This window comes from Winogradskyella sp. SM1960 (genome assembly GCF_020179375.1).
In the GTDB taxonomy this organism is placed as follows: domain Bacteria; phylum Bacteroidota; class Bacteroidia; order Flavobacteriales; family Flavobacteriaceae; genus Winogradskyella; species Winogradskyella marina.
This window is the reverse complement of sequence record NZ_JAICBG010000004.1, coordinates 280023-303239: the sequence shown is the minus strand read 5'-3', so window position 1 is coordinate 303239 and position 23217 is coordinate 280023. Positions and strand designations below refer to the sequence as shown.

Genomic DNA, 23217 nt, shown 5'->3' with positions numbered 1-23217 from the left:
CATTAATTATATTTAATATTTAAGGATTTCTATTTATTTTTCGTCTACATTCGAAAATAACCACATATTGACGCCGCTGTAAATCTCCACAATAGAAGCAGAGCACAATATAAATACCTTAAATATATTATGACTGGAAGCTTACTTTTTGAAGCTATAATGTTATTAGCAGCAGCTGTAATATGTGTGTCTATTGCCAAGCGACTAGGTCTAAGTTCTGTATTAGGTTACCTGTTCGCAGGCATTTTAATTGGTCCGTATCTATTAGGAGTTATTGGAGAAGAAGGCCAAGACATTATGCATTTTGCTGAGTTTGGAGTGGTGATTATGCTATTCTTAATAGGTCTAGAAATTGAACCCAAGAATTTTTGGAACATGCGTAAGACCATTTTAGGTATGGGAGGCATTCAAGTCGCCGCTACAATGCTCTTGTCTTATGTATGCTTTACCTCGTTTGGTTACGACTCTATAGTGGCGCTTGTCATTTCTATGGCTGTTGCTTTATCTTCTACAGCTATTGTACTACAAACTATTAAAGAAAAAGGCTTAATGGCCACAACATCTGGAACTTCGGCCTTTTCTATTTTATTGTTTCAAGATATTATAGTCATTTTTATGATTGGTGCTATTCCGTTATTATCGGCATCAGCATCAGAAAACGTATCATCGCATAATAATCATGGCGAACAGGTGAATCTGTTAGATAGTTTACCAATAGGATTGCAAACGCTTGCCATTATACTGTCTGTAGCTTTAATTATTGTCGCAGGTCGTTATTTAATTGTGCCAATGTTACGTAAAGTCGTGAAATCTGGAGTTAGAGAGCTTCTAATCGCAGCCGCATTTTTAATCGTTTTTGGAATTTCATTTTTAATGGAATATGTAGGGTTGAGTCCAGCTTTAGGAGCGTTTTTAGGTGGAGTCGTGCTATCAAATAGTGAATTTAAACACGAATTAGAAAGTACCTTAGAACCCTTTAAAAACCTCATGTTAGGTTTGTTCTTTTTGGCTGTTGGTGCATCTATTAACTTTATTGTTATTGCGAACAGCCCATTAACCATTGGAGGTATTTTAATTGCCGTTATCGCTATAAAAGCATTTGTGTTATTTATTACAGGCCTCATTTTTAAACTAAAAATTGATCAAAATTTAATACTAACCTTCAGTTTATCACAAGTTGGTGAGTTTGCTTTTGTTGTCTTATCCTTTGCGTTTCAATCTAACATTCTAGAACAAGAACAACTCGATATTATGCTTGTTATTACAGCCTTAACTATGGCCATTACACCAATTATTGGGATGATTAACGAGCGACTAATCTTACCGCGAATAGGCACAAAAGAATCTGTTGAAAGACCAATGGATACAGACCATAAAAAAGATGGAAAAATTATACTAGTGGGTTTTGGCAGTTTTGGAAATACCGTTGGTCGCTTTTTAAGGTCGCACGATGTGGAAGCTACAATATTAGATCACGACTCCAATCGGGTCGATTTTTTAAGAAAAATGGGATTCGAAGTATATTATGGAGATGCCACACGTCTCGATTTATTAGAATCTGCAGGAATTGCGAATGCTAAAATTTTAATTTGTGCTATTGACAATCCAGATGCAGCGTATCAAATTACCAAACGCGTAAAAGAAAAATATCCACATGTAGAACTCATGATTAGAGCAAGAAATAGATATGATGCCTATGAATTGGTCAATTTAGGTATAGATAATATTTATCGCGAAACCTTAGAAACGTCTCTAACAATGGCTACTGATGTACTCACTAAAGTCGGATTTAAAAAAGAAGCTTTAAAGAAACAAGTTGAAAATTTTATTAAATACGACGAAGAAAGCTTAAGACGTTTAGCTAGTGAGCCTAATCGTGATGCCAACTATATTTTTAAAGCCAAGCAAGAATTAGAACAACAAGAAAAACTGCTGAACGAAGATTTTAAAAGAGATCATCCCCAATAAGATTGAGCTAGTTTTAATCCGTTGATCGCATTAGCTTAACATAATATTCACGGTTTTTTAGTTGAAATTCTTTAACTTGAAGAATTAAAACATTTAATCCGTTAATTAAAGAACATGCTAACAACATATACCAAATTACTTGCACAAATACCCTCAGGAACACCAAATCCAGGGCAAAACTCAGGGATCGATTTTTCAAGTCCGTTTGATGTGATCGTTTTTATTGTGTTACCTATATTGCTTATTATCAGTTACTTTGTTTGGAGAAAGAAAAAGTAACATAGTACCACAGAGAACACTTGTAATTACTGCAAAACCAAGAATTCACTGATCCAATTGAATCCAAAAGCGCATTCAATATCACCTGTCATTCCTACGAAGGCAGGAACCCACCAAATCAGAATAAAATCACCTAGTCGTCTGCGGTATTATAAACACTAAAACACTTTAAAAATAGAGTCCAATAATACCTACAGAAACAATAGTATTTCGAATGGTATTGTAAATATTTACTAAATAAATCGACTATGTTGTTGTAAATTTATCGTTTTAACCCAATTTTTTTACTTGAATATATTTATGAATCCTAAACAAATAAAATATTCTATTTTAGACTTAGCCTTAGTCTCTGAGGGACAAACACTAAAACAGACTTTTAATAACGCTTTAAAATTAGCACAACAAGCTGAGCGTTTTGGTTATAAGCGATTTTGGTTAGCAGAACATCATAATGCTGAAAACATAGGAAGTAGTGCAACGTCGGTACTTATTGGCTACGTAGCGCAAGGCACTAAAACAATACATGTAGGTTCAGGTGGCATAATGTTACCTAACCATTCTCCGTTAATTATAGCAGAACAATTTGGTACGCTAGGCGCGCTATATCCTAATCGTATTGATTTAGGGTTAGGACGAGCTCCAGGAACAGATAGAGAAACGGCAGAAGCCATTCGTTCAGACTTTATGCAAGCCGCACATTCGTTTCCAAATGAAGTTAATAAAATACAAACCTTTTTTTCTTCAAAAAATGAAGACGCCAAGGTACGTGCAACCGTAGCCGAAGGAGTAGAGGTACCTATTTATATTTTAGGGTCTAGTACGGATAGTGCGCATTTAGCAGCAAAAAAAGGACTACCCTATGCTTTTGCTAGTCATTTTGCAACCACACATTTATGGGATGCTATAACTATTTATCGCAACGAATTTCAACGGTCAGAAGTTATAGAAAAACCCTACGTTATGGCTGGCGTAAACATCATTATTGCAGACACAGACGAAGAAGCCGAACGCCTAGCTACCTCATTAATCCGCATGGTTGTAGGCATTTTTACAGGCAGACGCGCAAAAGTGCAACCTCCAACAGACATGACGGAAGACTTGAGAGATATTATGAGAAATCCGCAAGTCCACCAAATGTTGAAGTATTCATTTATTGGTAGTAAATCTAAAGTAAAAGCACAGGTTAAAGAGTTTTTAGAACAAACTAAAGCAGACGAACTTATTGCAGTCACGCATTTATATGATATAAATGACAGAATTCGGTCTTATAAATTGTTTGCCGAAATTATGGATGAGTTAAATTAAGAATAACACATAAAAAAACTCCCAATATGTATAGTATTAGGAGTTTTTTTTAAATTATAAGCTAAGCGTATTATCTCGTAGTGGCTGCACTAGCGCTTTTAAATTTATATGTAATTCCAAAGTTAATCCCGAAAGAAGAATACGGTACTTTTACTGCTAATTCTTTTGACGAGCCCTCATAATTATCTTCTGGTGCAATCTCATCAACATAAGTCGTCGTTCTATTGGTACCTTCAGGTAAGTTATTTAAAGAATAAAACCCTTGTACTGCAGTTGTTCCATCAGGTCTTACAATATCAGTATTAAATTCTACAATTTCAGAATCTTTACGTTTCAAACTAATACCATAATATTCAGCTTCAGCAAAAACACTAAAATTAGTACTTATTGGATATTCATAACCAATAGCAGCAACGAACCCTAAGGGGAATTGACCATGATAGTCTTCTACAAAATTCGTTTCAAAGCTAGATCCAGAAGGAATATCTGTTCCGTAGGCTTGTGATAATCCTGCAGCTTGATCATCAGACATGACCATATTTTGATAAGCAACAGCTTCCGTTTTTCCTCCTAACTTTACTAAAGCCCCTAAACGGCCATATACATTATTATTAAATTTATAAACTAAAGACAGAGCAGCACCAAAAGCACGGGCTCTAGCAACAGCATCAACCTCAACACCTGGTGCATTAATTTCTGATACGGTTTGATCATCACCATGTAAATACCCTAAACTTAAATCGGCACCAAACGTATCATTAAAGAAATACGTTCCTCGTATTTGTGTGTTTAAACCTTCACCGTAACTACCATAGGTGTTTTCGGTTTTATTTACAGTTTGTATTTCACCAATTTTCATTCCGGCACTGCCTATGGCATAGCCACCACTAGCCGAAACTTGAAATTGTGCATAAGACGTTAAGCTTAATAATAGCGCTAAAACTACTATAATTGAATGTTTCATAATAAAAGATTTGGATTAAAAATAAGTGAAGATTTAGACTTCAAATAACAATGAAACAAAGGTACTTTATTATATGTTTTTTGCTGTTAAGCTTAACTTAATTGTTCATGTTTTTTACATGCTATATTTATGCATCTCCTAATATCTATGGAAGGACTGGAAGTATTGAATCGATTGAATGAAGGCTAAGTGTTGCTTATTTAATAACTTAAGCTCACACATGTCTAAAAAATCAAATTGAATCCCTTTTTCTTTTAGCACTGATGAAGTCGACTATATACTAATTAAATAATTTTTTTGAAATACCTTATCATAAACCTCTTTACTAAACATATAAAGCTGTGCAGGCTTTTTAGACACGCCAACTTGTTTTTCGTCTAATGCAATGATGTATTTTTTATTTATCAATTTGCGTCTAAAATTTCGATTGTCAATGGTAATTCCTAATATAGACTGATATAAATCTTGAACTTCATTTATAGTAAACTTTTCGGGTAGTAACTCAAATATAATAGGTTCAGATAAACACTTTCCTTTGAGATCTTCATAAGCTTCTAGTATAATTTGTTTATGATCAAATCCCAACTCAGGTAAGGCATCTACAGGAAACCATTGCGCTTGTGAAGTGTTGTTTTTTAAATCGACCTCTTCGGTTTTTAATAGAAAGTAATAGGCGATCGTGGTAGTTCTTTCATGAAATTCTGCATTTTTTATCCATATCAAATCTTTTGGGTTGAGCAATCGATCTGGATCACCAAAGGCTTTAAATTGCTTTTTATATTGACCCGTTAAACCTGTTAATTCCTTTAAGACGCGCGTCGCAGTGTCATCTAACGTTTCATTAGTGTAAACATGATAGCCTGTTAATACATAATCATCAACCAAAACCTCTTTTTTAGTTTCAGATTCTAGGAAACGTTTTATCACTAATACATTTAAAGATTTAGTACTTAAATCATATCCAAACACAACGCAATCAACAGATATATTCAATATTAATTCAGGTTTCATAGGCTTATTTAATAAGAAATAACAAGTTACTTTATGGACGTCTAATATATAAAAAAATAATATTAAACGTCATATTAACACTAATAATTCAAGATTTTAACGATACCAAAACTAACGCTTAAATTATCAATATAGCATACATAATGAATAATTTAACACACATTATTTTATTTTAATTTGGATTTTATCATTTTTTTACTATACATTTGAAAAATAAACGTAAAAATGACGTTTGTAAGTTTTTGACGTTTAAAACACATCAAATGAAAAATATAGAAAACAATTTGGCAAAGAACAAGGTAAACAAGACAACTCTTAATTTGGGAAATCTTTATTTACCAATGTTATGTTGTTTATTGTTTTTTGGATGTCATGTAATCGCTGCACAAGAAGAAGAGATGGAGACGCAAGACGATTACATGCCATTTAGTATGAACGCGCATTTAAAAAACATGCATACCTGGCATGGGTTTGTTGTCCACCCAGGCGCCATGTTTGCAACAAGTTTAGAATATAATTCACGTAATTCTAAATTGACCATAGGATTGTGGGGCGGAGCGGGTTTAACCACTATTGATGTTTTAAATAGTAATACAGGTGACTATGTTAGTGCTAATTATCAAGAGTTATCGATATATGCAAAGTATCGTTTTTCAGAAAATGTCTTTATTGAAGCAGTTTCACATAATAATTTTACAGGTGTTGAAGAAAGAGGTGATAAATTACGCTATTGGAGCTACGATAGGGATCAAGGCTACAATTTTGTAGATTTAAACTTTGGCCTTAATGTTTCTAAACATACAGCGTTATATTTTGCAACAATTCTTGGTGGAGGTTCAGGAGATTATGAAATTCAAGATAATGGCGATTTAGAAAACTCTTGGACTCATTATTTAGAAATAAAAAGTAAAGTTTGGGAGAAAGACGATTATAAACTATCGCTTTTTGTCGGTGGTGCATGGTCTTTTATTACAGACAAAACATTTTATACAGAAGGCCAAGGCAACATTGTTAATGTAGGCGCTGCTTTAAATAAAAATATCAATTTAGGTAAAGTGAAAATTCCTGCAGAAGTTACAGCGATGTGGAATCCCGAAAAGCAAAAAACGGTCTTACAATTAGATATCACAATATTTTAAAACATAATAATGACTGCTCTTTATACTAGTAAAAACAATATCGGCTAAATTCAATACATTATATTATGGACACATCCAATAATTTTCAACAGTTCCAAAACTTGGAAGCAGAACAGCTACCAATTGCCAAAAATAAATTGCACAATTGGACGCATTTTGCAGGAATTTATGCCGCTGAGCATGTGGCAGCAACTGAGTTTGTTATTGGTGCAACCTTTGTAGCCTTAGGCGCTACAACCAAAGATATTTTATTAGGCTTGTTAATTGGTAATATCTTAGCCGTTTTAAGCTGGACCTTTATTACATCTCCCATAGCCGTTGATACGCGATTAAGTTTATACACGTACCTCAACAAAATTGCTGGAGACTCTATGACCAAATTATATAATTGGGCGAATGTCATTATTTTTACCGTGATTTCTGCAGCTATGATTACCGTATCAGCTACAGCAGTACGGTTTGCTTTTAATATTCCGGCACAACTCAATTGGTATCCCACTAATTTATGGTTTATAGTAATCGTTTTAATTGTAGGTTCGGTTGTGGTGTCTATTGCCATATATGGTTTTAAGGCCGTCTCTGATTTTTCTGGGATCTGTGCTCCTTGGTTATTCGTCATGTTTACTTGTGGTGCTTTTGTCCTTTTACCAGCCTTATCATTAGAAGTATTAGGTAAAACCATACCTAGTGGATGGAGCGACTTTATAAGCTTAGGTGATCAATCTATTTGGACAGGCATTAACAGTGATGGAGAACCTGGTATCGGTTTAACGGAAGTGATTGGCTTTGCTTGGGCTGCCAATACCATTACGCACTTCGGACTTATAGACATGGCCTTGTTTCGCTTTGCTAAAAAGAAAGCTTACGGATTAACCACCAGTACAGGAATGATGTTTGGACACTATGTCGCATGGATTTCTGCCGGAATTATGGGCGCTGGAGCAGCCGTTATCATTGGGAAGTCTATTGTAGAACTCGATCCAGGTGATGTAGCTTATTATGCCTTAGGATGGTCTGGCTTTGTAATTGTTATTGTAGCAGGTTGGACAACTGCGGTTGCAAACCTTTATAGAGCTGGTTTAGCAGCACAAGCCATATTCAAAAATCATTCGCGTAAAAAAACCACCATAGCTGTTGGTTTAGTGACCATGGTAGTCGCTTGTTTTCCTTTTGTATTCTCTCAAATATTACCCCTACTTACTTATGCTGGTTTATTAGTAGTCCCTGTCGGAGCGATTGTATTTGCTGAACATCAAATATTCCCTCGTATTGGTTATACACGTTATTGGTTGCATTATCGCCAATTAACCGTGAGCAAGCCTGCAATCGCTTCTTGGGCACTTGGTCTAGCATTTGGGTTTGGACTAAACACATTAGATGTAATGTCTTTCTTTTACCTATTTATACCCACTTGGATTTTCACCATAATCGTGTATACGCTGTTAGCGAGAAAATATGGTGCTAAAGACAAATACCCTGAAGCTGAAGAAAAAGAAAACATACGAAACGTAAACATCTCAAAATTTCAAGAACAACAAGCAGAAGCAGAGCAGGTGATTATTAAAGACACCTCAATAGGTACTAAAGTATTAAAAAGTATATCTTTAATAGCATTACTCATCACAGTAGTCTTAGCGTGTATTGTGTTATTCGGAAGTGCCGATGAAGCGATATACACGCAAAACAGAGAAGTCTTTTATAAATATGCCTTCATCTGTACCTTAACTTATTTTATTACGGCCTATTGGGCACTTCAACGTGGAAAAATCAAAAACACCTAAATATCATGGAACATATAGTCGAACTTAAACAAGAGAATTTAGCAGAAATTGCAAAACGAATACCTTGTCCAACCTATGATAGAAGTCAATTAAAAACTGGCATCGTTCATGTAGGTATTGGTGGATTTCACCGAGCACACGAAGCATTTTATACCGATGAACTATTACATGATGAAGCTAGTAAAGATTGGGGCATTTGTGGTGTCGCCTTATTAGACTTTGATACTAAAATATATAACACATTAAAAAAACAAGACGGTTTATACACCTTAATCGTAAAAGAACTCGATGGCACATTAACCAAACGCGTTATTGGATCTATAACGGAATGCTTATTTGCTCCTGAGAATCCTATTAAAGTGATTGAGAAAATGGCGAGTTCTGACGTTAAGATCATCACCTTAACGATTACAGAAGGTGGATACAATTATAATGAAGCGACCAAAGAATTCGACTTTAGCAATCCCTTAATTCAGCACGACTTAAAACACCCTGAAGCTCCAAAGACGATTTTTGGTTACCTCACACAAGCTTTAAAACTGAGAAAAGAACGCGGTTTAAAAGGATGTACCATTCAATCTTGCGATAATATTCAAGGTAATGGCCATATGACCAAGAGAATGTTAATGAGTTATGTGACTACGGCAGAACCTGAATTGTTAGCATGGATTGAAGACAACGTCTCATTTCCAAATGCTATGGTCGATAGAATTACACCTGCCACATCAGCCTTAGATATAGAATTACTAAAAGAAACATCTGGGATTAATGATGCCTGGCCTGTGGTTTGCGAACCGTTTAAACAATGGGTTATTGAAGACGATTTTATAGCAGGACGACCAGCTTGGGAAACCGTTGGCGCACAATTTGTTGAGGACGTCGTGCCTTACGAAAAAATGAAATTAAGCTTACTCAATGCAGGCCATTCTGTATTAGGTATTCTTGGGGCATTATATGGCTATTCAACCATTGATGAAGCCGCTAGTAATGCCGATATCAGTTCATTTTTAAGAATCTATATGGGTAACGAAGTCACACCAACTTTAGGTGATTTAGAGGGTGTGAACCTAAAAAATTATAAATTCTCTTTAATCCAACGTTTTGGAAACACGTATATAAAAGACCAAATTGATCGTATTTGCTCACAGAGTTCCGCCAAAATTCCCATATTTATTTTACCAACCATCAACTCCCAATTAGAGACAAAGGGATCTATAGATCATGCGGCTTTTATAATTGCGGCATTCGCTATATATAGTGTTGGCGTCAATGAATTTGGCACGCAACTGATGATTAAAGACGCTATGGAAAACGTTTTGAATGAAAAAGCCATAGCCTCTAGAGCGCATCCAAAAGCATTTCTTGAAATTGAAGCCATATTCGGATCCCTTAAAGACAATACAACATTTGTAGAAGCGTACACTAAGGCCTATCAAAACATTGTTCAAAACGGTATTGAAAAGGCGGTAAAGGATATTAATAGTACTATTTTAAACGAAATTTAAATGAAAAATATAGTTTGTTTTGGTGAGGTGTTATGGGACGTATTCCCAACGCATAAAAAAATTGGAGGAGCACCACTAAACGTTGCGTTACGATTGCAGTCCTTTGGTAACAACGTTTCTATGATTACGCGTATAGGTATTGACAAAAAAGGTAATAAAATTAAGACCTATATTCAGGATCATGGCATAAATACAGATAACCTACAAATTGACGACAGCTTTAAAACAGGAAAAGTAAAAGTGATGTTGAATGAAAAAGGGTCGGCTTCTTATAATATTATGTATCCAAGAGCATGGGATAATATTCAGCTTACCGAAAGCGCCATGGAAACAACAGAACTCGCAGATGCTTTTGTTTTTGGAAGTTTAATTGCTAGAGATGATGTATCAAGGCATACCTTGTACGAACTCTTAAAAGTGGCGTCCTATAAAATATTTGATGTCAATTTAAGAGTTCCTTATTATACTATTGACGTTTTAAACCATTTAATGAATGAGGCTGATTTCATAAAATTCAACGACGACGAAATATTTGAAATTGGCGAAAAGTTAAACTCTAAAACAAATGGCTTAGAAGAAAATATGCAATTCATTGCAAAACACACCAATACCAAAACCATTTGTGTCACTAAAGGGCGTCATGGTGCTATTTTGTATTACAACGATACGTTTTATTACAACAGTGGTTACCATATTAATGTGGTAGATACCGTAGGTGCTGGTGATTCTTTCCTTGCATCTTTGATTAGTAAATTAATTAATAAACACGATCCTCAAGAGGCGATAAACTTCGCTTGTGCCATTGGAGCTTTAGTGGCAGGTAGCGAAGGAGCCAACCCTAAAATATCCCTAGAAGATATCGCAAAATTTATGAACCCTAACTAGTATATTTTGTGATAAATAGTTGATTAATAGCAATTCAATTATTAAAAGCTTTAAGATTTTTCTTAAAGCTTTTTCTTTTTTATAAGAGAACGAAAAGCCATAGTTCCTATCGGATTGTAGCTAATACTTTAGTCATACAAGCATCCTAACCCTTCTTAAAATAACACATCAAAGACAACCGCGTCAGTTCGCGTTCTTAATTGGAGTAATCGACCTTAAAAATTAAACAAAAAAAAAGCCAGCTGAATCGTTATTCATCTGGCTTTTTAAATACAGTAAGAATATAAGTATTACTTAGACATCACACGTTTTACAATTGTGCCTTCACTGGTTATAAAGCGTACAAATAAGACTTTATTATTTTGAGACTCGGTTGATAAATCAACGGTGATAACCGAATTGATATCATCCTTACTAATCGTATGTGTTAGGCGTTTTAATAAACGGCCGCTAATATCAACGACTTCAATAGTGGCATTAGCATCTAGAGTAGTGCTGTATTTTAAATTCAACGTCCCATTAAACGGAACTGGGTAAGTTTCTAAACCAAAACTACTTCTATAAAAAGGGCCTGCTGCTGCAACTCCATCACAAGCATCTCCTATACCATTACCATCAGAATCCGTCTGATCTGGATTATAGGCATAAATACAATTATCTACACAATCCGCAACACCATCTCCATCAGTATCAGTAAACCCTTCATCGATAACTCCGTCTCCGTTATTATCAATCCCATCGCAAATTTCTTCTATTTCTGGTTCGTCACAAACATCTCCAATACCATTGCCATCTAAATCAGCTTGATCAGGATTCGAAACTTCAGGACAATTATCAATACAATCCGCAACACCATCTCCATCAGTATCGGCAAAGCCTTCGTCTATAACACCATCTCCGTTATTATCAATACCATCACAGATTTCTTCAGACGGTGTTGGCGGAAAACCTATAGTCGTATCAAATATATAAGGGTGAACTTCTCCTGAGTTCTGCTCAAAAGCTTCAACAATAATCTGGCCATCGATATTAAAATTACTTCGGTTATTAAAACGAGCACTTGGTGCGTAAATAGTGCCGTAAATTTGGGATCCTCCGGTATAATTAAGAGTGGAGTTAACATCTGCAAAATTGTACAAAATATAAGGAGCATAACTTAACGGCCCTCCAACAATATTAGGCCAACTGTGTAACGTAACCACATCCTGATCTGCACTAACAGCAGTAATATTAACAATGAACGGAGTCGTTTCTGAGGGCACTAAGCCATTAAACTTAATCTCACTAAAACTATTAAATTCGTCAACCGTTAAATTAATGACGTTGGTGGCATTCGGAATTAAATCAACCCATAATTTACCCTGACTAAATGCATTTGAATTCCAAGACACATTGGTAGATAGCGTACTTAAATAATCTGAAACCGCTGTAAACTGGTTAAATGCCGCGGCAAAATCTATTTGAGGATCAGCAGCAATAGAGGTAGAGGGCTGTGGAGTGGAAAGCGCAATACTTGGTGTACTATCAAAATGGCCTCCTAATGGAGTAATTCGTGTATTACTGATCACATTGTTTTGGTCCACTTCAAAAATAGTACTCGTAGACAAATCTCCGATCTTAATGTAATTATGTTCTAAAACTTGTAGTCGACCAGAAACATAATTGACTTTACCGTTTACCACCAAAGCCGTAGGTTGTGTATCACCATTATAATTCGTGTTACCACCAAAGATATTCAGTGTACCATCTAAGGTTAAATCTCCTCCAACGGCCCATGAGCCTTCAGATTCTGTTTTAATAGCGATAGCATCACCAGAGGTAAATACATTAAAATTTGTAGCGGCTGCTGTAGGATTTACGGGATCAGACTGTGCGTTTAGAGGCTTGCTAACATTAAAAAAGGAATAGCAAACAACGAAACTAAATAGTAGTTTTTTAATTTCCATAAAATAATATTTGTAGGTTAAGTATAACAAAAATAGCATTTTAAGTATCAATTACGTGTCGTTCATCGAAAAGTGACCTGCAGTTCATCGAATAGTCGCAGCGTTGTTAAAATTGAACACTCTAAAACAATTTGTTTTTAATCTAAAGCTCAACCACAGCAGGTTTCGCTTTCACAAATGAGAAAAAAGAAAGCCTCCTTTTCAGTCGGGATGTATCGAGAACCACCACGTCAGTTCGAGTGTTTCTTAGTGAGAAGCGCAACGAAACATTAAGAAATGTATCGAGAACCTTATTAAACAATAGGCAATCTAATAAACACTTCAAAACCGTTGACGTCAGTTCGACTGCCCTGACGTTTTTGTCAGTATGTATCGAGAACCTCTACGTCAGTTCGAGTGTCCCGACCCTTTTTGGTCGGGAAGTATCGAGAACCAACTAAACAGCATTTTTGAATTGCAATGCTGAAAGTATCAATAAAAATAGGATTATGAATAAAAACCTGTCATTCCTGCGAAGGCAGGAATCCAGATCCTATGCAGACTTTAGAGATAGCGCCTACCGTTTCGCTTTGATTTTTGAGTTGGAGCGATTATCAAAAATAGCGCCGAAAACGCAGGTTTTAAATAATTAAATTATGGGATGCGTGAAGGCGTAGAATAACATAGTTAAAATAATATAGTAATGCATAAACCTTATTATATTTATTATCCAAAAAAAACATGACAAGCAACAAATGCTAAAACCGATAAAATAATACCAAATAAAAAGATATTGAATGATTTTCGAAGCAACTTAAATTTACGATCAATCGTTTTTCCTAAATGATACGTGTCTTTGGCAATGGTTTTATAAAGTTCATCGCCTTCATTCATTAAGTTAGTAACACTATTAACGTATTCATCCTGTTCCATATCTTGAAAATTACCGTAAAACATCAAGTTGTTCGCATCACTTTTTCCATGCACTAATTCTGGACGGGTTGCAAAAATGGCATAAGCAATAGAGGCTAAATTGGTGAATAGTATCATGATTATAGGATAAATAAGATGCGGGTCGCTACTTAATTGTCCCATAACAGTTCCTAATATTAACGATAAAATTAAAGCATTAATAGATATTAAAATGTTAGACTTTGTATCAATCATGGTATTTAAGGTATATTGGTTTTTAGACAATAACCTAAATAATGTTTCTACACCACGTTCAGACCTTGGTGCTACTTTAGCCAATTTCTTTTTTAATTGCTTTAAGGCGTCTTTATCAATATTTAACTCGTCCATTAAATATTTGTCTTCTGCTTTTTCTTTTGATTTATTGCTCATAATAACGTTTTATAAATTTGATGTTGCGAAGACGCACTTAAGTCATCTTTAGCAACATAATTATTGGTTTGATTAGCATCTATAACTCTTGATTTTACAGTATCGTTTAATTGCAATTCTAATACTTCTTTTAATTTTAAATGAATATCCCGATCCAAAATAGGGATTATAACTTCTATTCTATGGTCTAGATTACGAGTCATCCAATCGGCAGAACCAAGAAACATTTTTTCTTTTCCGTTATTGCCAAAAACATAGAGTCGTCCATGTTCTAAAAACCGATCTACAATACTGGTTACAATAATGTTTTCACTTTGATTTTTAATGCCCGGAACCAAACAACAAATTCCACGGATCAGCAGTCTTATTTTTACACCTGCACAGCTTGCTTTATAGAGCTGCTTAATCATTTTAGCATCCTGAAGGCTATTCAACTTTAAAATGATATAGGCCGTTTTCCCTGCTAATGCATTTTTAATTTCTATATCTATGAGTGCTTTAAAATGACGTCGTGTTGTAAATGGGGATATTAAAAATTGCTTTGATTTTGGAATTATAATTTGTCCTTCTAGTATCTGAAATACTTGAGAAAGTTCTTCTGTTATTTTAGGGTTTGCTGTCATTAACCCAAAATCAGTATAGATTCTTGACGTTTTTTCATTAAAGTTACCCGTACTGATATATCCATAAGCACGCGGTGCATTTTCTTCAATACGCTCTATATATAAAATTTTAGAATGTACTTTTATACCTGGGTAGCTGTAAATAACATTCGCCCCATTTTCTTCTAATATTTTTCCCCATTTAATATTATTTTCTTCATCAAAACGTGCTTTGGTTTCAATAAATACAAATACATCTTTTCCGTTTTTAGCTGCATTTATAAGCGCTTTGGCAACCTGAGAATCGTTCGATATGCGATATAAAGTAATTTTAATTTTTAAAACATTAGCATCATTAGAGGCTTCGTCTAACAATTGTAGCACCGGCCGGTAAGATTGGTAAGGAAAACACAACAGCCGATCTTTAGCTGTAATGGCCTTGAACATGCTAGAATACTCATCTAGCGCCTTATTTGATAATGGGGGAAGCTCTAAAAATGACAAGTTTTTAGAGGTTGGATTAGGGAAACTAAACAGGTCTTTAAAACTATGATATGTACCGCCTTTTATAATATCTGTCTCATTAATATCTAAAACTTCATGTAACTTTAATTGTAGTTTGTTTGGGGTCAACCCATCAATTAAAGCTCTTGTAACTTGACCACTAACTCTATTAGGTAAAGCATTTTTAATCTTATCTAACAAATTACCAGAATATTCATTGTCTATATACAACTCAGCATCTCTTGAAATTTTTATACTATAAAAATCTTGCTTATAAATCGTTTTGAGATGCTGTTTTAAAATATCGTCTACAAATGTTATACAGTGTTTATTATTTGCCGAAGGAAGTACCACAAATCGAGGTGAGTTCTTATTGATTTTTACCCAAAGTAGCATACCATCTTCCATTTGGGAAACTAAATACAGGGCTTCATTTTCAAGAAAAGGTTTGTTTTTACTAAAGTTTAAAGACTGTGAAGGCTGAATATGTTCTTCATAATACGTTTTACTAAAAGCCTGCTGCTCTTCGTTAAACGCTTTATAAGATAATAGATTAATACCTTCGTTTTGTAAGGCCGGAATAATTTCGGTAAAAAAAACACGTCCAAATTCTTTTTGTTGAAGATCAACTTGCTTCTTAATTTCTCTTAATAATTTATTTGGCTTGGTAATTAAACGCTTTCTAAGTGGCTTATCTAACTGCTTTATTTTTCTAATATCTGAGACTCTAACTTTAAAAAACTCATCTAAATTAGAAGAAAATATAGCCAAAAACTTAATACGCTCATACAATGGATTCCTTTGATCTGTGGCTTCTTGAAGTACGCGATGATTAAACCGTAACCATGATAAATCTCTATTATAATAGTCCTTTTTATTCAGCATTATTCTTAAATTTTAAATCTAATTCCTGTTCTTAAATATAAGGCATTTGAACTATCTAGTTCTAAAATATCATCTTTGTTTTTAGCTCTTAAATTCACAGAATTATTCAAAATATACGAGGCTTTTGCATAAAACTGTATGTGTTTTGAAACATGATATTCATATTGTAACCCACCTAAAACTAAAGACATATTAATACTTTTGGCCTCTAAAGTATTATCTATAGGGACACCACGTTGTAGATTGGCTGTAAAACCATCGAGCTCTGCATACAATTTAAATCGGTGTTTACTAGAAGCATGATATTGAAAATTGGCTTTTGGAATCCCAATATTATAGGACCATTTGGAATGAAACTTTTTATAATAACTAATAAAAGGTAAGGGGAAAGGGTAACCTCGATTTCCAGAGTAGGAAGCTCCTAAAATAAGTCTCCAAGGTTTTTTAACAGCCTTATCCTTAGTCTTATCTTTAATAAAAACAACATCTCCAGAGATGATAACATCTTCTAAACTTAAATCATTAGCCGTTAAATTAGAGCTAAAACCTGGTGTTAATTGCACACCCAAACGCCAATCATTGTTTAAAAGTGTAGTATAACCAATATTAAAATCTAGCAATTGAAAATCACCAATCGTTTCTTTATCAAAAGAAGGATTATCATCCATTACAAGCTTTATATTAGAATAATCTAGACCTAATAACAGATAAGAGCCTTCTTTTTTTAGGGCAATAGGGTAGTTAAATAATCCACGTATACGACTATATTCTATATTCGAGTTTCCTCTAGGAAGAATGGTGTAATCAATTTTAGCCAAATCGCTTAATTGGGCGAAACTAAAATTTGTAATACATACAACACATATTAAACACGCATATTTAAAGTTTTTCATTTTTGTTTATACAATTTCTTTACAATTTTACCAATACTCAAACCTTGAACAATAATTGAAAATAACACGATAACATAAGTGATATGAAGTATTAAATCTCCCGAAAGCGCTTCCGTTAGACTTAAGGCTAAGGCAATGGAAATACCTCCACGTAGGCCTCCCCAAGTTAAAACAGCAATCGTTTTAATAGGTTTTTTTTCTTCGTGTTTTAATAATGAATACGGTAAAAACACCGAAACAAACCGTGCAAATAGCACAATTATAATGGCCACGACACCTAATAATATATAGTTAGTATTAAAATCTAATAGGTGCATAGCAAGCCCAATAAGAACAAATAAAATACCATTAAAAACATCATCTAAAATTTCCCAAAAAGAATTGATCGCTTTTTGTACTGGGTTTTTATTTTCACTAATATGTATTTTGTTTCCTATAAACAGACCAGCAACGACCATGGCTAGGGGTGCAGATATATGCAGCATAAATGCGCTCGATGTTCCGCCCATAACTATAGCAAGTGTAATCATTACAGCTAACTGTGGGTTGTCCTTTAAAGATTGTATACATTTTAAGCCTAGAAAACCAATGAGTAATCCGTAAAGTAATCCGCCAACGGCTTCTTCTAGAAACAAGGTTCCTATTTCACCACCTATTTCCGCAGAACTGTGTTCTCCTGTAGCCGTAGCAATTAATAATATACCTGAAAAAACAACAACACCAATACCGTCATTAAACAGGGATTCTCCTTCTATTTTTATACCCAAACTTTTAGAGATGTTTGCCTCCTTTAAAATAGCCATTACGGCAATGGGGTCCGTAGGTGAAATTAAAGCACCAAATAAGAGGGCATGTAAAAACGGGAGTTCTAAACTAAATAATTGTGCACCCAAAAATACTAAGCCACCAACTATAAACGTAGAGATGAGAACTCCTAAAGTTGCAAATAGAAAAATTGATTTTTTTTCTTTGTTAAGGGCTCCTAAATTAACGTGCAATGCACCTGCAAATAGTAAAAAACTTAAAATACCATCGAGTAACAATGTTTTAAAATCTGCGTTGACAATAATGTCACAAAAGAATTTATAAAATTCAGGAAAAATAGTTTCACTGAACGTTATAGGAATCATTAAAAGTAGACTCAGAATCATTAATCCAATCGTGGTTGGTAGTTTTAACCACTTATAATTAACGTAGTTAAAAAGTGCTGCTAGGGTAAAAATTATACTGAAAGATTCGAACATTTTATTTTGATTTTGTATTAATATATTTTCCAACAAAAACAGCTATAACAATGGCAAGGTAAAACTGTCCGATGATATTCATAACAAGTGTAAGCGATTGTGAAGGGGCTGTCAGTGGAGTAATATCCCCATAACCAACCGTAGTAATACTTATAAAACTAAAATAGTAAAAGCTAAAGCCAGAAAACCCTTTAATGAGTTCAAATGAATTTGAATCAAAGAAATTAATAGTTTCAAACAGAATCCCACCAAGTATGCCTAAATAAAGAAATCCTAATAATGGTCCTAAAATAAACTGTAAGCTAATCTCCTTTACTTTTAATAATTGCCGTATTAAAATGACACAGAAGCACGCAAATAACAAAAACGAAAAAACCAATCTACATATTAAAATAAGTTGAGAGTTTTCATTAGACAGTTCTAACCAAATAGCGGCTAACGTTAAAATCCCTAAAATGTAGGTCGTTAGTTTTGCTAATTTCTTAGACGCCAGTAATGCGCTACTTAAAATAACCAAAGTATAATTAATAACAACAACATAAGCAGGACTAAAGCCACTCAAAGCCATATGTATCGGAGTCAACAAAAAATTAAAAGTGGCCAAGAGCGCAATAAAATACTTATATCTCGTGACGTTCTTCCAGTTAATTATTGATTGTAACTCCATTTGATATTATAAATTAGCTTCAAGTGTTATTACTTCTCCTTTTCGCAATACTTCTATAAGTACTTGGCCGCCAACCTTAAGATTATCAATTTGCGTTTTAATCGTACCCAAGTCGTGAGGTGAATTACAACTTAATCCTTGAATACTTAAAATAATATCTCCGCCTAACCATAGATTCTGACCTAATATTTCCGCTTGAAAAACACCAGGCTTCAACCCAATTTTATCTGCAAAAGAATTAGGAGTTACACGTTGCACTAAGACTCCTGATTTTTGTGGTGTATTAAAAACTCCTGCTAAGCCTTCGCTTAATAAAACACCATCAAACCCTGTCCAAAAACTATTAACATCAAATAAAACCTTCTTTGCCGTATCAATATCCACAGCAAATCCAAGACCTTCAAACCCGCCACTATTAGATAATATAAAACTAACAATACCAATAACTTCACCCTTTAGGTTAAACATTGGTCCACCTGAGTTGCCTTGATTTATAGACGCATCGGTCTGTATAAAACCAGCCACCTCACCATTAGAAACCATGTTTTTATCCATCTTACGACTAATGTGACCAACAGATAAAGAATGCTCAAGGCCACGAGGTGCGCCTATAATAAGAATCTGCTCTCCAATTTTTGAATTACTAGAATCGCCTACGGTTGCCGGTTTTAGGTTGGGTGGTACTACTCTTAATTTAAGAAGTGCTACATCTGCTGCAGTGGAACTTGAGATGACATCAGCAGGCATGGTTGTACCATCTTTTAGCTTAACAGAAATTTCATTTGCAGATTCAACAACATGTGACGCTGTAATAATAAACCCTTCTTTATTAATGATAACGCCAGATCCTAAACCACCTGTACTTGTTAATTGCCTGTCTTTTACTTTATATTCTACAACTTCTATAGTGACAACTGACGGATCAAGTTGTTCAAATAACAGCGATAAGTCTTGCGCATTAACGCTTGTCGTAAAACCTATTAACAATACGATTAAGTAGCTAATGTTTTTTATTTTATTCTTCATAATTCTTATAGGCGCCCTTTACAGCTTCTGCAACTTTTGAAGCAATTTGATTATTTAAACTTTTTGGTATAATGTGTTCTCTATCTGGCGTTATTACGCAATCGGCAATAGCATAGGCTGCCGCAATTTTCATTTTTGGTGTAATACGCTTTGCTCTACAATCTAGCGCACCTCTAAAAATCCCAGGAAAAGCTAATACATTATTCACTTGATTAGGATAATCACTTCGGCCTGTTGCTATTATTGCAGCCCCACCTTTTAGAGCTTCTTCTGGCATAATTTCAGGATTAGGATTGGCTAGTGCAAAAATAACCGGATCCTTAGCCATGGTTTTAACATCTTCTGCTGTTAAAATATTAGCAACGCTAACACCAATAAAGACGTCAGCACCTTGAATCGCGTCTTTAAGTTTACCTTCAACATTTTCTGGATTAGAATACTTTAGTAATTCAATTTTTACAGGATTTAAATCTGTTCTGTTCTTATGAATGATGCCTTTACTATCACACACTAAAATTTGCTTTACCGGAATACACACATCAGGATCTATACTTATACATCGCAATAAACGAGAAATAGCAATGCCTGCAGCACCAGCTCCATTAATCACAATCTTTAAATCCGAAATAGACTTACCCAGTACCTTACAGCTATTTAAAATCCCAGCCAAAGCAACAATTGCTGTTCCATGCTGGTCGTCATGAAATACAGGAATTCCAAGGTCTTGCAAAGCATTTTCAATTTCAAAACTACGTGGCGCCGAAATATCTTCGAGATTAACACCGCCAAACACTGGTGCTATTCGCTTTACGGTTTCAATAATTTCTGAAGCAACAGTGGTATTTAAACAAATAGGAAATGCATCAACATTTGCAAATTTCTTAAACAACATGGCTTTACCTTCCATAACAGGAATAGCAGCTTCTGGACCAATATTCCCTAGACCTAAAACAGCTGTGCCGTCTGTAACCACTGCAATGGTATTGCCTTTAATTGTTAAATTATAAGCGTCTTCTACATTGTCTGCAATAGCCAAACAGGGTGCAGCGACTCCTGGTGAATATACTCGAGAAAGATCGTCTGTAGTATTTACGTCTATCTTAGATACTACTTCTATCTTCCCCTTGTATTGTCTATGAAGTTCTAAGGATTCCTTATTAAAATCGTGTTTTGTCATTAAGCATTCATTTTAGCGCAAATAGTATCTGCTAAAGTATTTTGTAGCGTTATCAATTGAAGTATAAGCTTCGTTCCCTTGTTTAGAACTACTATTAAAGAACGAAACCACGTCATATCTTTGTGCTGCAGTTCCGTCTTTTAAATTTTATTTATATTAAAGTGGCATCAGTAATTATTTCTAATAAAGCAGGGCCATTATGATCTCTTAGCTGTTCTAAAGCGGGTAGGAGCTCTTCTTTTTTAGTAACTCTTATACCTAGTGCTCCACAGTTTTGGGCATATTTAGAAAAGTTAGCATTGTGTAAAGAGGTTTTCCAAACATCTAATTCTGCTGCTTTTTGTTCTTTTGAAATTTTTCCAATTTCTGAGTTGTTAAGCAATACGTGCTTAATGTTCATATTGTATTTCACCAATGTCATCATTTCACCTAAATACTGTCCGAAACCACCATCACCAGAAACCGACCAAATGGGTCTGTCTTTTCCTTGCGCTGCCCAAGCTCCCATTGCCGCAGGTAATGAAAAACCTATAGACCCTAAATAACCAGACATTAAAACCGATTGATTTTTAGGTTCAAAATAACGTCCAAAAGAGTAGGTGTTATTCCCAACATCTACAGCCATAACGGCATTGTCTGGCACCACTTTATTCATAGCTTCAAAAACAGCAATAGAACTTAATCCAACGTTACTTTCGTCTTTTAATCGACTTGCTTTTTCTTCTTGCCAAATGGCCCAACGCTCAGCAATCTCTGGTCTTCTGTCGACTGTATTCAGTTTTCCTTGCGTTTGTTCTTCTATTAATGCTAAAGTTTCTGAAATTTCTCCCCAAAGTCCAGCATCTACTTTATGAAACTTACTTAAAGCTGCAGGATCGTAGTCCACCTGAATAATTGGTTTCTTAGGGGTAATACCGGTATGATTAGAGAACGAAGCTCCAAAGACTAGTAATAAGTCGCTTTCATTCATAAACCAAGAAGCTATTGGTGTTCCGCTTCGTCCGAGTACACCACAACCTAATGCATGATTATCGGCTATTAAGCCTTTTCCTTTAAACGTTGTAATTATTGGACAGTTTAATTGTTCTGCAAAAGCGGTAATAGCATCCATATGAAAACGTGCACCATGGCCAACAATAATAGCTGGCATTTTAGCATTTTCTAACATGCCAACGGCCTTTGCGACCATTTGCCTTGGTGGCGAAATGTTCATAGGGGTTATTCTATTTTCTGGTGTTTGCGCTTCTTCTCCTTCTGGTTTGGGCATAAACGCAACCTCATCTGGAAATGTTATATGCGAAACATCTCTGTTTAATAAAGCACTTTTTATAGCTAAACTCATTAACTCGCTATGTTTTGAGTTTTGTTGAACGCTATGATTAAAATTAGCTACCGTTTGAAACGCACCTACCAAATCTACTTCTTGAAACGCACCTGTGCCCAATACTTGCGTATTTACTTGACCAGACAACACTAACATTGGTGAGCGGTCTACTTTAGCATCCCACATGCCTGTAAACATATTGGTAGACCCTGGACCTGCAATACCAAAACAAACGGCAGGTTTCCCCATTAACTTTCCATAAGCTGAAGCTGCAAAAGCGGCTGCTCCTTCATGACGAATACCAAAAAACTGAAATTTATCTTGTTGCTCTAAACGCATCATAGCATCGGCAACCGCAAGATTAGAATGGCCAACCATACCAAAACCGGTGTCAACGCCCCAATTTACCATAGTCTGCATCATCACATCCGAGATGGTATCTTGATGTGCTTCTTCTTCTAAAACACCAACAAAAATTTCGTCACCTTCTTCTTTTACTTCAAAAGTTGTAACACCATCATCAAAACCTCCAGGTGGTAAACCAGAACAGGGATGAAAATCCCAACCATGCCAAGGACAACGTAGCATCCCGTTTTCAATAGAACCTTCCCCTAATGGGCCACCTTGATGCGGACATTTATTATCTAATGCCGAAAACTTACCATCATAATGTGTTAAACAAATACCTTGATGACCTGCGGTTACCGTCTGTACACGGCCTTCTGGTAAAGTGTTCTTATCTTTTAATACACGATACCATTTTGTTGTTTTCTTCATAATATTTTAGAT

Annotated in this window: 18 protein-coding genes; 7 read left to right on the top strand and 11 right to left on the bottom strand. The window is 35.0% G+C overall.

The annotated features are described in order from the left end of the window. The first annotated feature begins 129 nt into the window (after nucleotides 1-129). The 3 genes from K1X16_RS12045 (at nucleotide 130) to K1X16_RS12035 (ending at nucleotide 3552) form a co-directional block, all read left to right on the top strand. Nucleotides 130-1968: a cation:proton antiporter gene (locus K1X16_RS12045; RefSeq protein WP_195871877.1), complete on the top strand. Its 1839-nt coding sequence runs from the start codon at nucleotides 130-132 to the stop codon at nucleotides 1966-1968. 114 nt (nucleotides 1969-2082) lie between these two features. Further along, the gene (locus K1X16_RS12040) at nucleotides 2083-2247 is read left to right on the top strand and encodes an adenylosuccinate synthetase (RefSeq protein WP_195871876.1); all 165 of its coding nucleotides are present in this window, start codon (nucleotides 2083-2085) and stop codon (nucleotides 2245-2247) included. A 300-nt stretch (nucleotides 2248-2547) separates the two neighbouring features. Continuing rightward, nucleotides 2548-3552: an LLM class flavin-dependent oxidoreductase gene (locus K1X16_RS12035; RefSeq protein ID WP_225036428.1), complete on the top strand. Its 1005-nt coding sequence runs from the start codon at nucleotides 2548-2550 to the stop codon at nucleotides 3550-3552. 70 nt (nucleotides 3553-3622) lie between these two features. Here the strand turns inward: K1X16_RS12035 and K1X16_RS12030 are convergent, their stop codons facing one another. Then, a complete protein-coding gene (locus K1X16_RS12030) occupies nucleotides 3623-4516 on the bottom strand; it encodes an outer membrane beta-barrel protein (RefSeq protein WP_225036426.1) in 894 nt (297 codons plus the stop codon). 273 nt (nucleotides 4517-4789) lie between these two features. Further along, on the bottom strand, nucleotides 4790-5527 hold the full coding sequence (locus tag K1X16_RS12025) for an NUDIX hydrolase (protein WP_195871873.1): 738 nt from the start codon (nucleotides 5525-5527) through the stop codon (nucleotides 4790-4792). A gap of 263 nt (nucleotides 5528-5790) precedes the next feature. On the opposite strand from K1X16_RS12025, the gene K1X16_RS12020 reads away from it, so the two are divergent. From K1X16_RS12020 to K1X16_RS12005, 4 genes are all read left to right on the top strand, one after another. After that, nucleotides 5791-6666, top strand: a complete 876-nt coding sequence (locus K1X16_RS12020; RefSeq protein WP_225036425.1) for a hypothetical protein — start codon at nucleotides 5791-5793, stop codon at nucleotides 6664-6666. A gap of 65 nt (nucleotides 6667-6731) precedes the next feature. Beyond that, a complete protein-coding gene (locus K1X16_RS12015) occupies nucleotides 6732-8447 on the top strand; it encodes a purine-cytosine permease family protein (RefSeq protein WP_225036423.1) in 1716 nt (571 codons plus the stop codon). A gap of 5 nt (nucleotides 8448-8452) precedes the next feature. Next, nucleotides 8453-9952 carry a mannitol dehydrogenase family protein gene (locus tag K1X16_RS12010; RefSeq protein WP_225036421.1) on the top strand — a complete coding sequence of 500 codons (1500 nt, stop codon included), beginning with the start codon at nucleotides 8453-8455 and terminating at the stop codon, nucleotides 9950-9952. After that, nucleotides 9953-10837, top strand: a complete 885-nt coding sequence (locus K1X16_RS12005) for a carbohydrate kinase family protein (protein ID WP_225036419.1) — start codon at nucleotides 9953-9955, stop codon at nucleotides 10835-10837. It begins immediately after the preceding gene. Nucleotides 10838-11127: 290 nt separating this feature from the next. Here K1X16_RS12005 and K1X16_RS12000 read toward each other — a convergent pair whose 3' ends face one another. From K1X16_RS12000 to K1X16_RS11960, 9 genes are all read right to left on the bottom strand, one after another. After that, entirely contained in the window at nucleotides 11128-12783 is a 1656-nt protein-coding gene (locus tag K1X16_RS12000; RefSeq protein ID WP_225036418.1) for a collagen-binding domain-containing protein, read from the bottom strand. Between the two features lie 705 nt (nucleotides 12784-13488). Further along, nucleotides 13489-14106 (bottom strand): Pycsar system effector family protein, encoded by a 618-nt coding sequence (locus K1X16_RS11995; protein ID WP_195871867.1) that lies wholly within the window; start codon nucleotides 14104-14106, stop codon nucleotides 13489-13491. Next, complete coding sequence (ppk1, locus tag K1X16_RS11990) at nucleotides 14103-16097, bottom strand: polyphosphate kinase 1 (protein WP_225036413.1); 1995 nt, start codon at nucleotides 16095-16097, stop codon at nucleotides 14103-14105. The genes K1X16_RS11995 and ppk1 overlap by 4 nt, the downstream gene beginning before the upstream one ends. 5 nt (nucleotides 16098-16102) lie before the next feature. Then, the gene (locus tag K1X16_RS11985; protein ID WP_225036412.1) at nucleotides 16103-16990 is read right to left on the bottom strand and encodes a DUF6268 family outer membrane beta-barrel protein; all 888 of its coding nucleotides are present in this window, start codon (nucleotides 16988-16990) and stop codon (nucleotides 16103-16105) included. Further along, nucleotides 16987-18234: a cation:proton antiporter gene (locus tag K1X16_RS11980; protein WP_225036411.1), complete on the bottom strand. Its 1248-nt coding sequence runs from the start codon at nucleotides 18232-18234 to the stop codon at nucleotides 16987-16989. The genes K1X16_RS11985 and K1X16_RS11980 overlap by 4 nt, the downstream gene beginning before the upstream one ends. A 1-nt stretch (nucleotide 18235) precedes the next feature. Next, the gene (locus K1X16_RS11975) at nucleotides 18236-18901 is read right to left on the bottom strand and encodes a potassium channel family protein (RefSeq protein ID WP_195871863.1); all 666 of its coding nucleotides are present in this window, start codon (nucleotides 18899-18901) and stop codon (nucleotides 18236-18238) included. Nucleotides 18902-18907: 6 nt separating this feature from the next. Next, a complete protein-coding gene (locus K1X16_RS11970; protein WP_225036410.1) occupies nucleotides 18908-19927 on the bottom strand; it encodes a S1C family serine protease in 1020 nt (339 codons plus the stop codon). Beyond that, the gene (locus tag K1X16_RS11965; protein WP_225036409.1) at nucleotides 19917-21104 is read right to left on the bottom strand and encodes an NADP-dependent malic enzyme; all 1188 of its coding nucleotides are present in this window, start codon (nucleotides 21102-21104) and stop codon (nucleotides 19917-19919) included. The genes K1X16_RS11970 and K1X16_RS11965 overlap by 11 nt, the downstream gene beginning before the upstream one ends. 151 nt (nucleotides 21105-21255) lie before the next feature. Beyond that, a complete protein-coding gene (locus tag K1X16_RS11960) occupies nucleotides 21256-23205 on the bottom strand; it encodes a thiamine pyrophosphate-dependent enzyme (RefSeq protein WP_225036408.1) in 1950 nt (649 codons plus the stop codon). Nucleotides 23206-23217: the final 12 nt, after the last annotated feature.

Coding starts and splice junctions, on each gene's coding strand:
- K1X16_RS12045 (WP_195871877.1), top strand. CDS start 130: ATGACTGGAAGCTTACTTTTTGAAGCTATAATGTTATTAGCAGCAGCT.
- K1X16_RS12040 (WP_195871876.1), top strand. CDS start 2,083: ATGCTAACAACATATACCAAATTACTTGCACAAATACCCTCAGGAACA.
- K1X16_RS12035 (WP_225036428.1), top strand. CDS start 2,548: ATGAATCCTAAACAAATAAAATATTCTATTTTAGACTTAGCCTTAGTC.
- K1X16_RS12030 (WP_225036426.1), bottom strand. CDS start 4,516: ATGAAACATTCAATTATAGTAGTTTTAGCGCTATTATTAAGCTTAACG.
- K1X16_RS12025 (WP_195871873.1), bottom strand. CDS start 5,527: ATGAAACCTGAATTAATATTGAATATATCTGTTGATTGCGTTGTGTTT.
- K1X16_RS12020 (WP_225036425.1), top strand. CDS start 5,791: ATGAAAAATATAGAAAACAATTTGGCAAAGAACAAGGTAAACAAGACA.
- K1X16_RS12015 (WP_225036423.1), top strand. CDS start 6,732: ATGGACACATCCAATAATTTTCAACAGTTCCAAAACTTGGAAGCAGAA.
- K1X16_RS12010 (WP_225036421.1), top strand. CDS start 8,453: ATGGAACATATAGTCGAACTTAAACAAGAGAATTTAGCAGAAATTGCA.
- K1X16_RS12005 (WP_225036419.1), top strand. CDS start 9,953: ATGAAAAATATAGTTTGTTTTGGTGAGGTGTTATGGGACGTATTCCCA.
- K1X16_RS12000 (WP_225036418.1), bottom strand. CDS start 12,783: ATGGAAATTAAAAAACTACTATTTAGTTTCGTTGTTTGCTATTCCTTT.
- K1X16_RS11995 (WP_195871867.1), bottom strand. CDS start 14,106: ATGAGCAATAAATCAAAAGAAAAAGCAGAAGACAAATATTTAATGGAC.
- ppk1 (WP_225036413.1), bottom strand. CDS start 16,097: ATGCTGAATAAAAAGGACTATTATAATAGAGATTTATCATGGTTACGG.
- K1X16_RS11985 (WP_225036412.1), bottom strand. CDS start 16,990: ATGAAAAACTTTAAATATGCGTGTTTAATATGTGTTGTATGTATTACA.
- K1X16_RS11980 (WP_225036411.1), bottom strand. CDS start 18,234: ATGTTCGAATCTTTCAGTATAATTTTTACCCTAGCAGCACTTTTTAAC.
- K1X16_RS11975 (WP_195871863.1), bottom strand. CDS start 18,901: ATGGAGTTACAATCAATAATTAACTGGAAGAACGTCACGAGATATAAG.
- K1X16_RS11970 (WP_225036410.1), bottom strand. CDS start 19,927: ATGAAGAATAAAATAAAAAACATTAGCTACTTAATCGTATTGTTAATA.
- K1X16_RS11965 (WP_225036409.1), bottom strand. CDS start 21,104: ATGACAAAACACGATTTTAATAAGGAATCCTTAGAACTTCATAGACAA.
- K1X16_RS11960 (WP_225036408.1), bottom strand. CDS start 23,205: ATGAAGAAAACAACAAAATGGTATCGTGTATTAAAAGATAAGAACACT.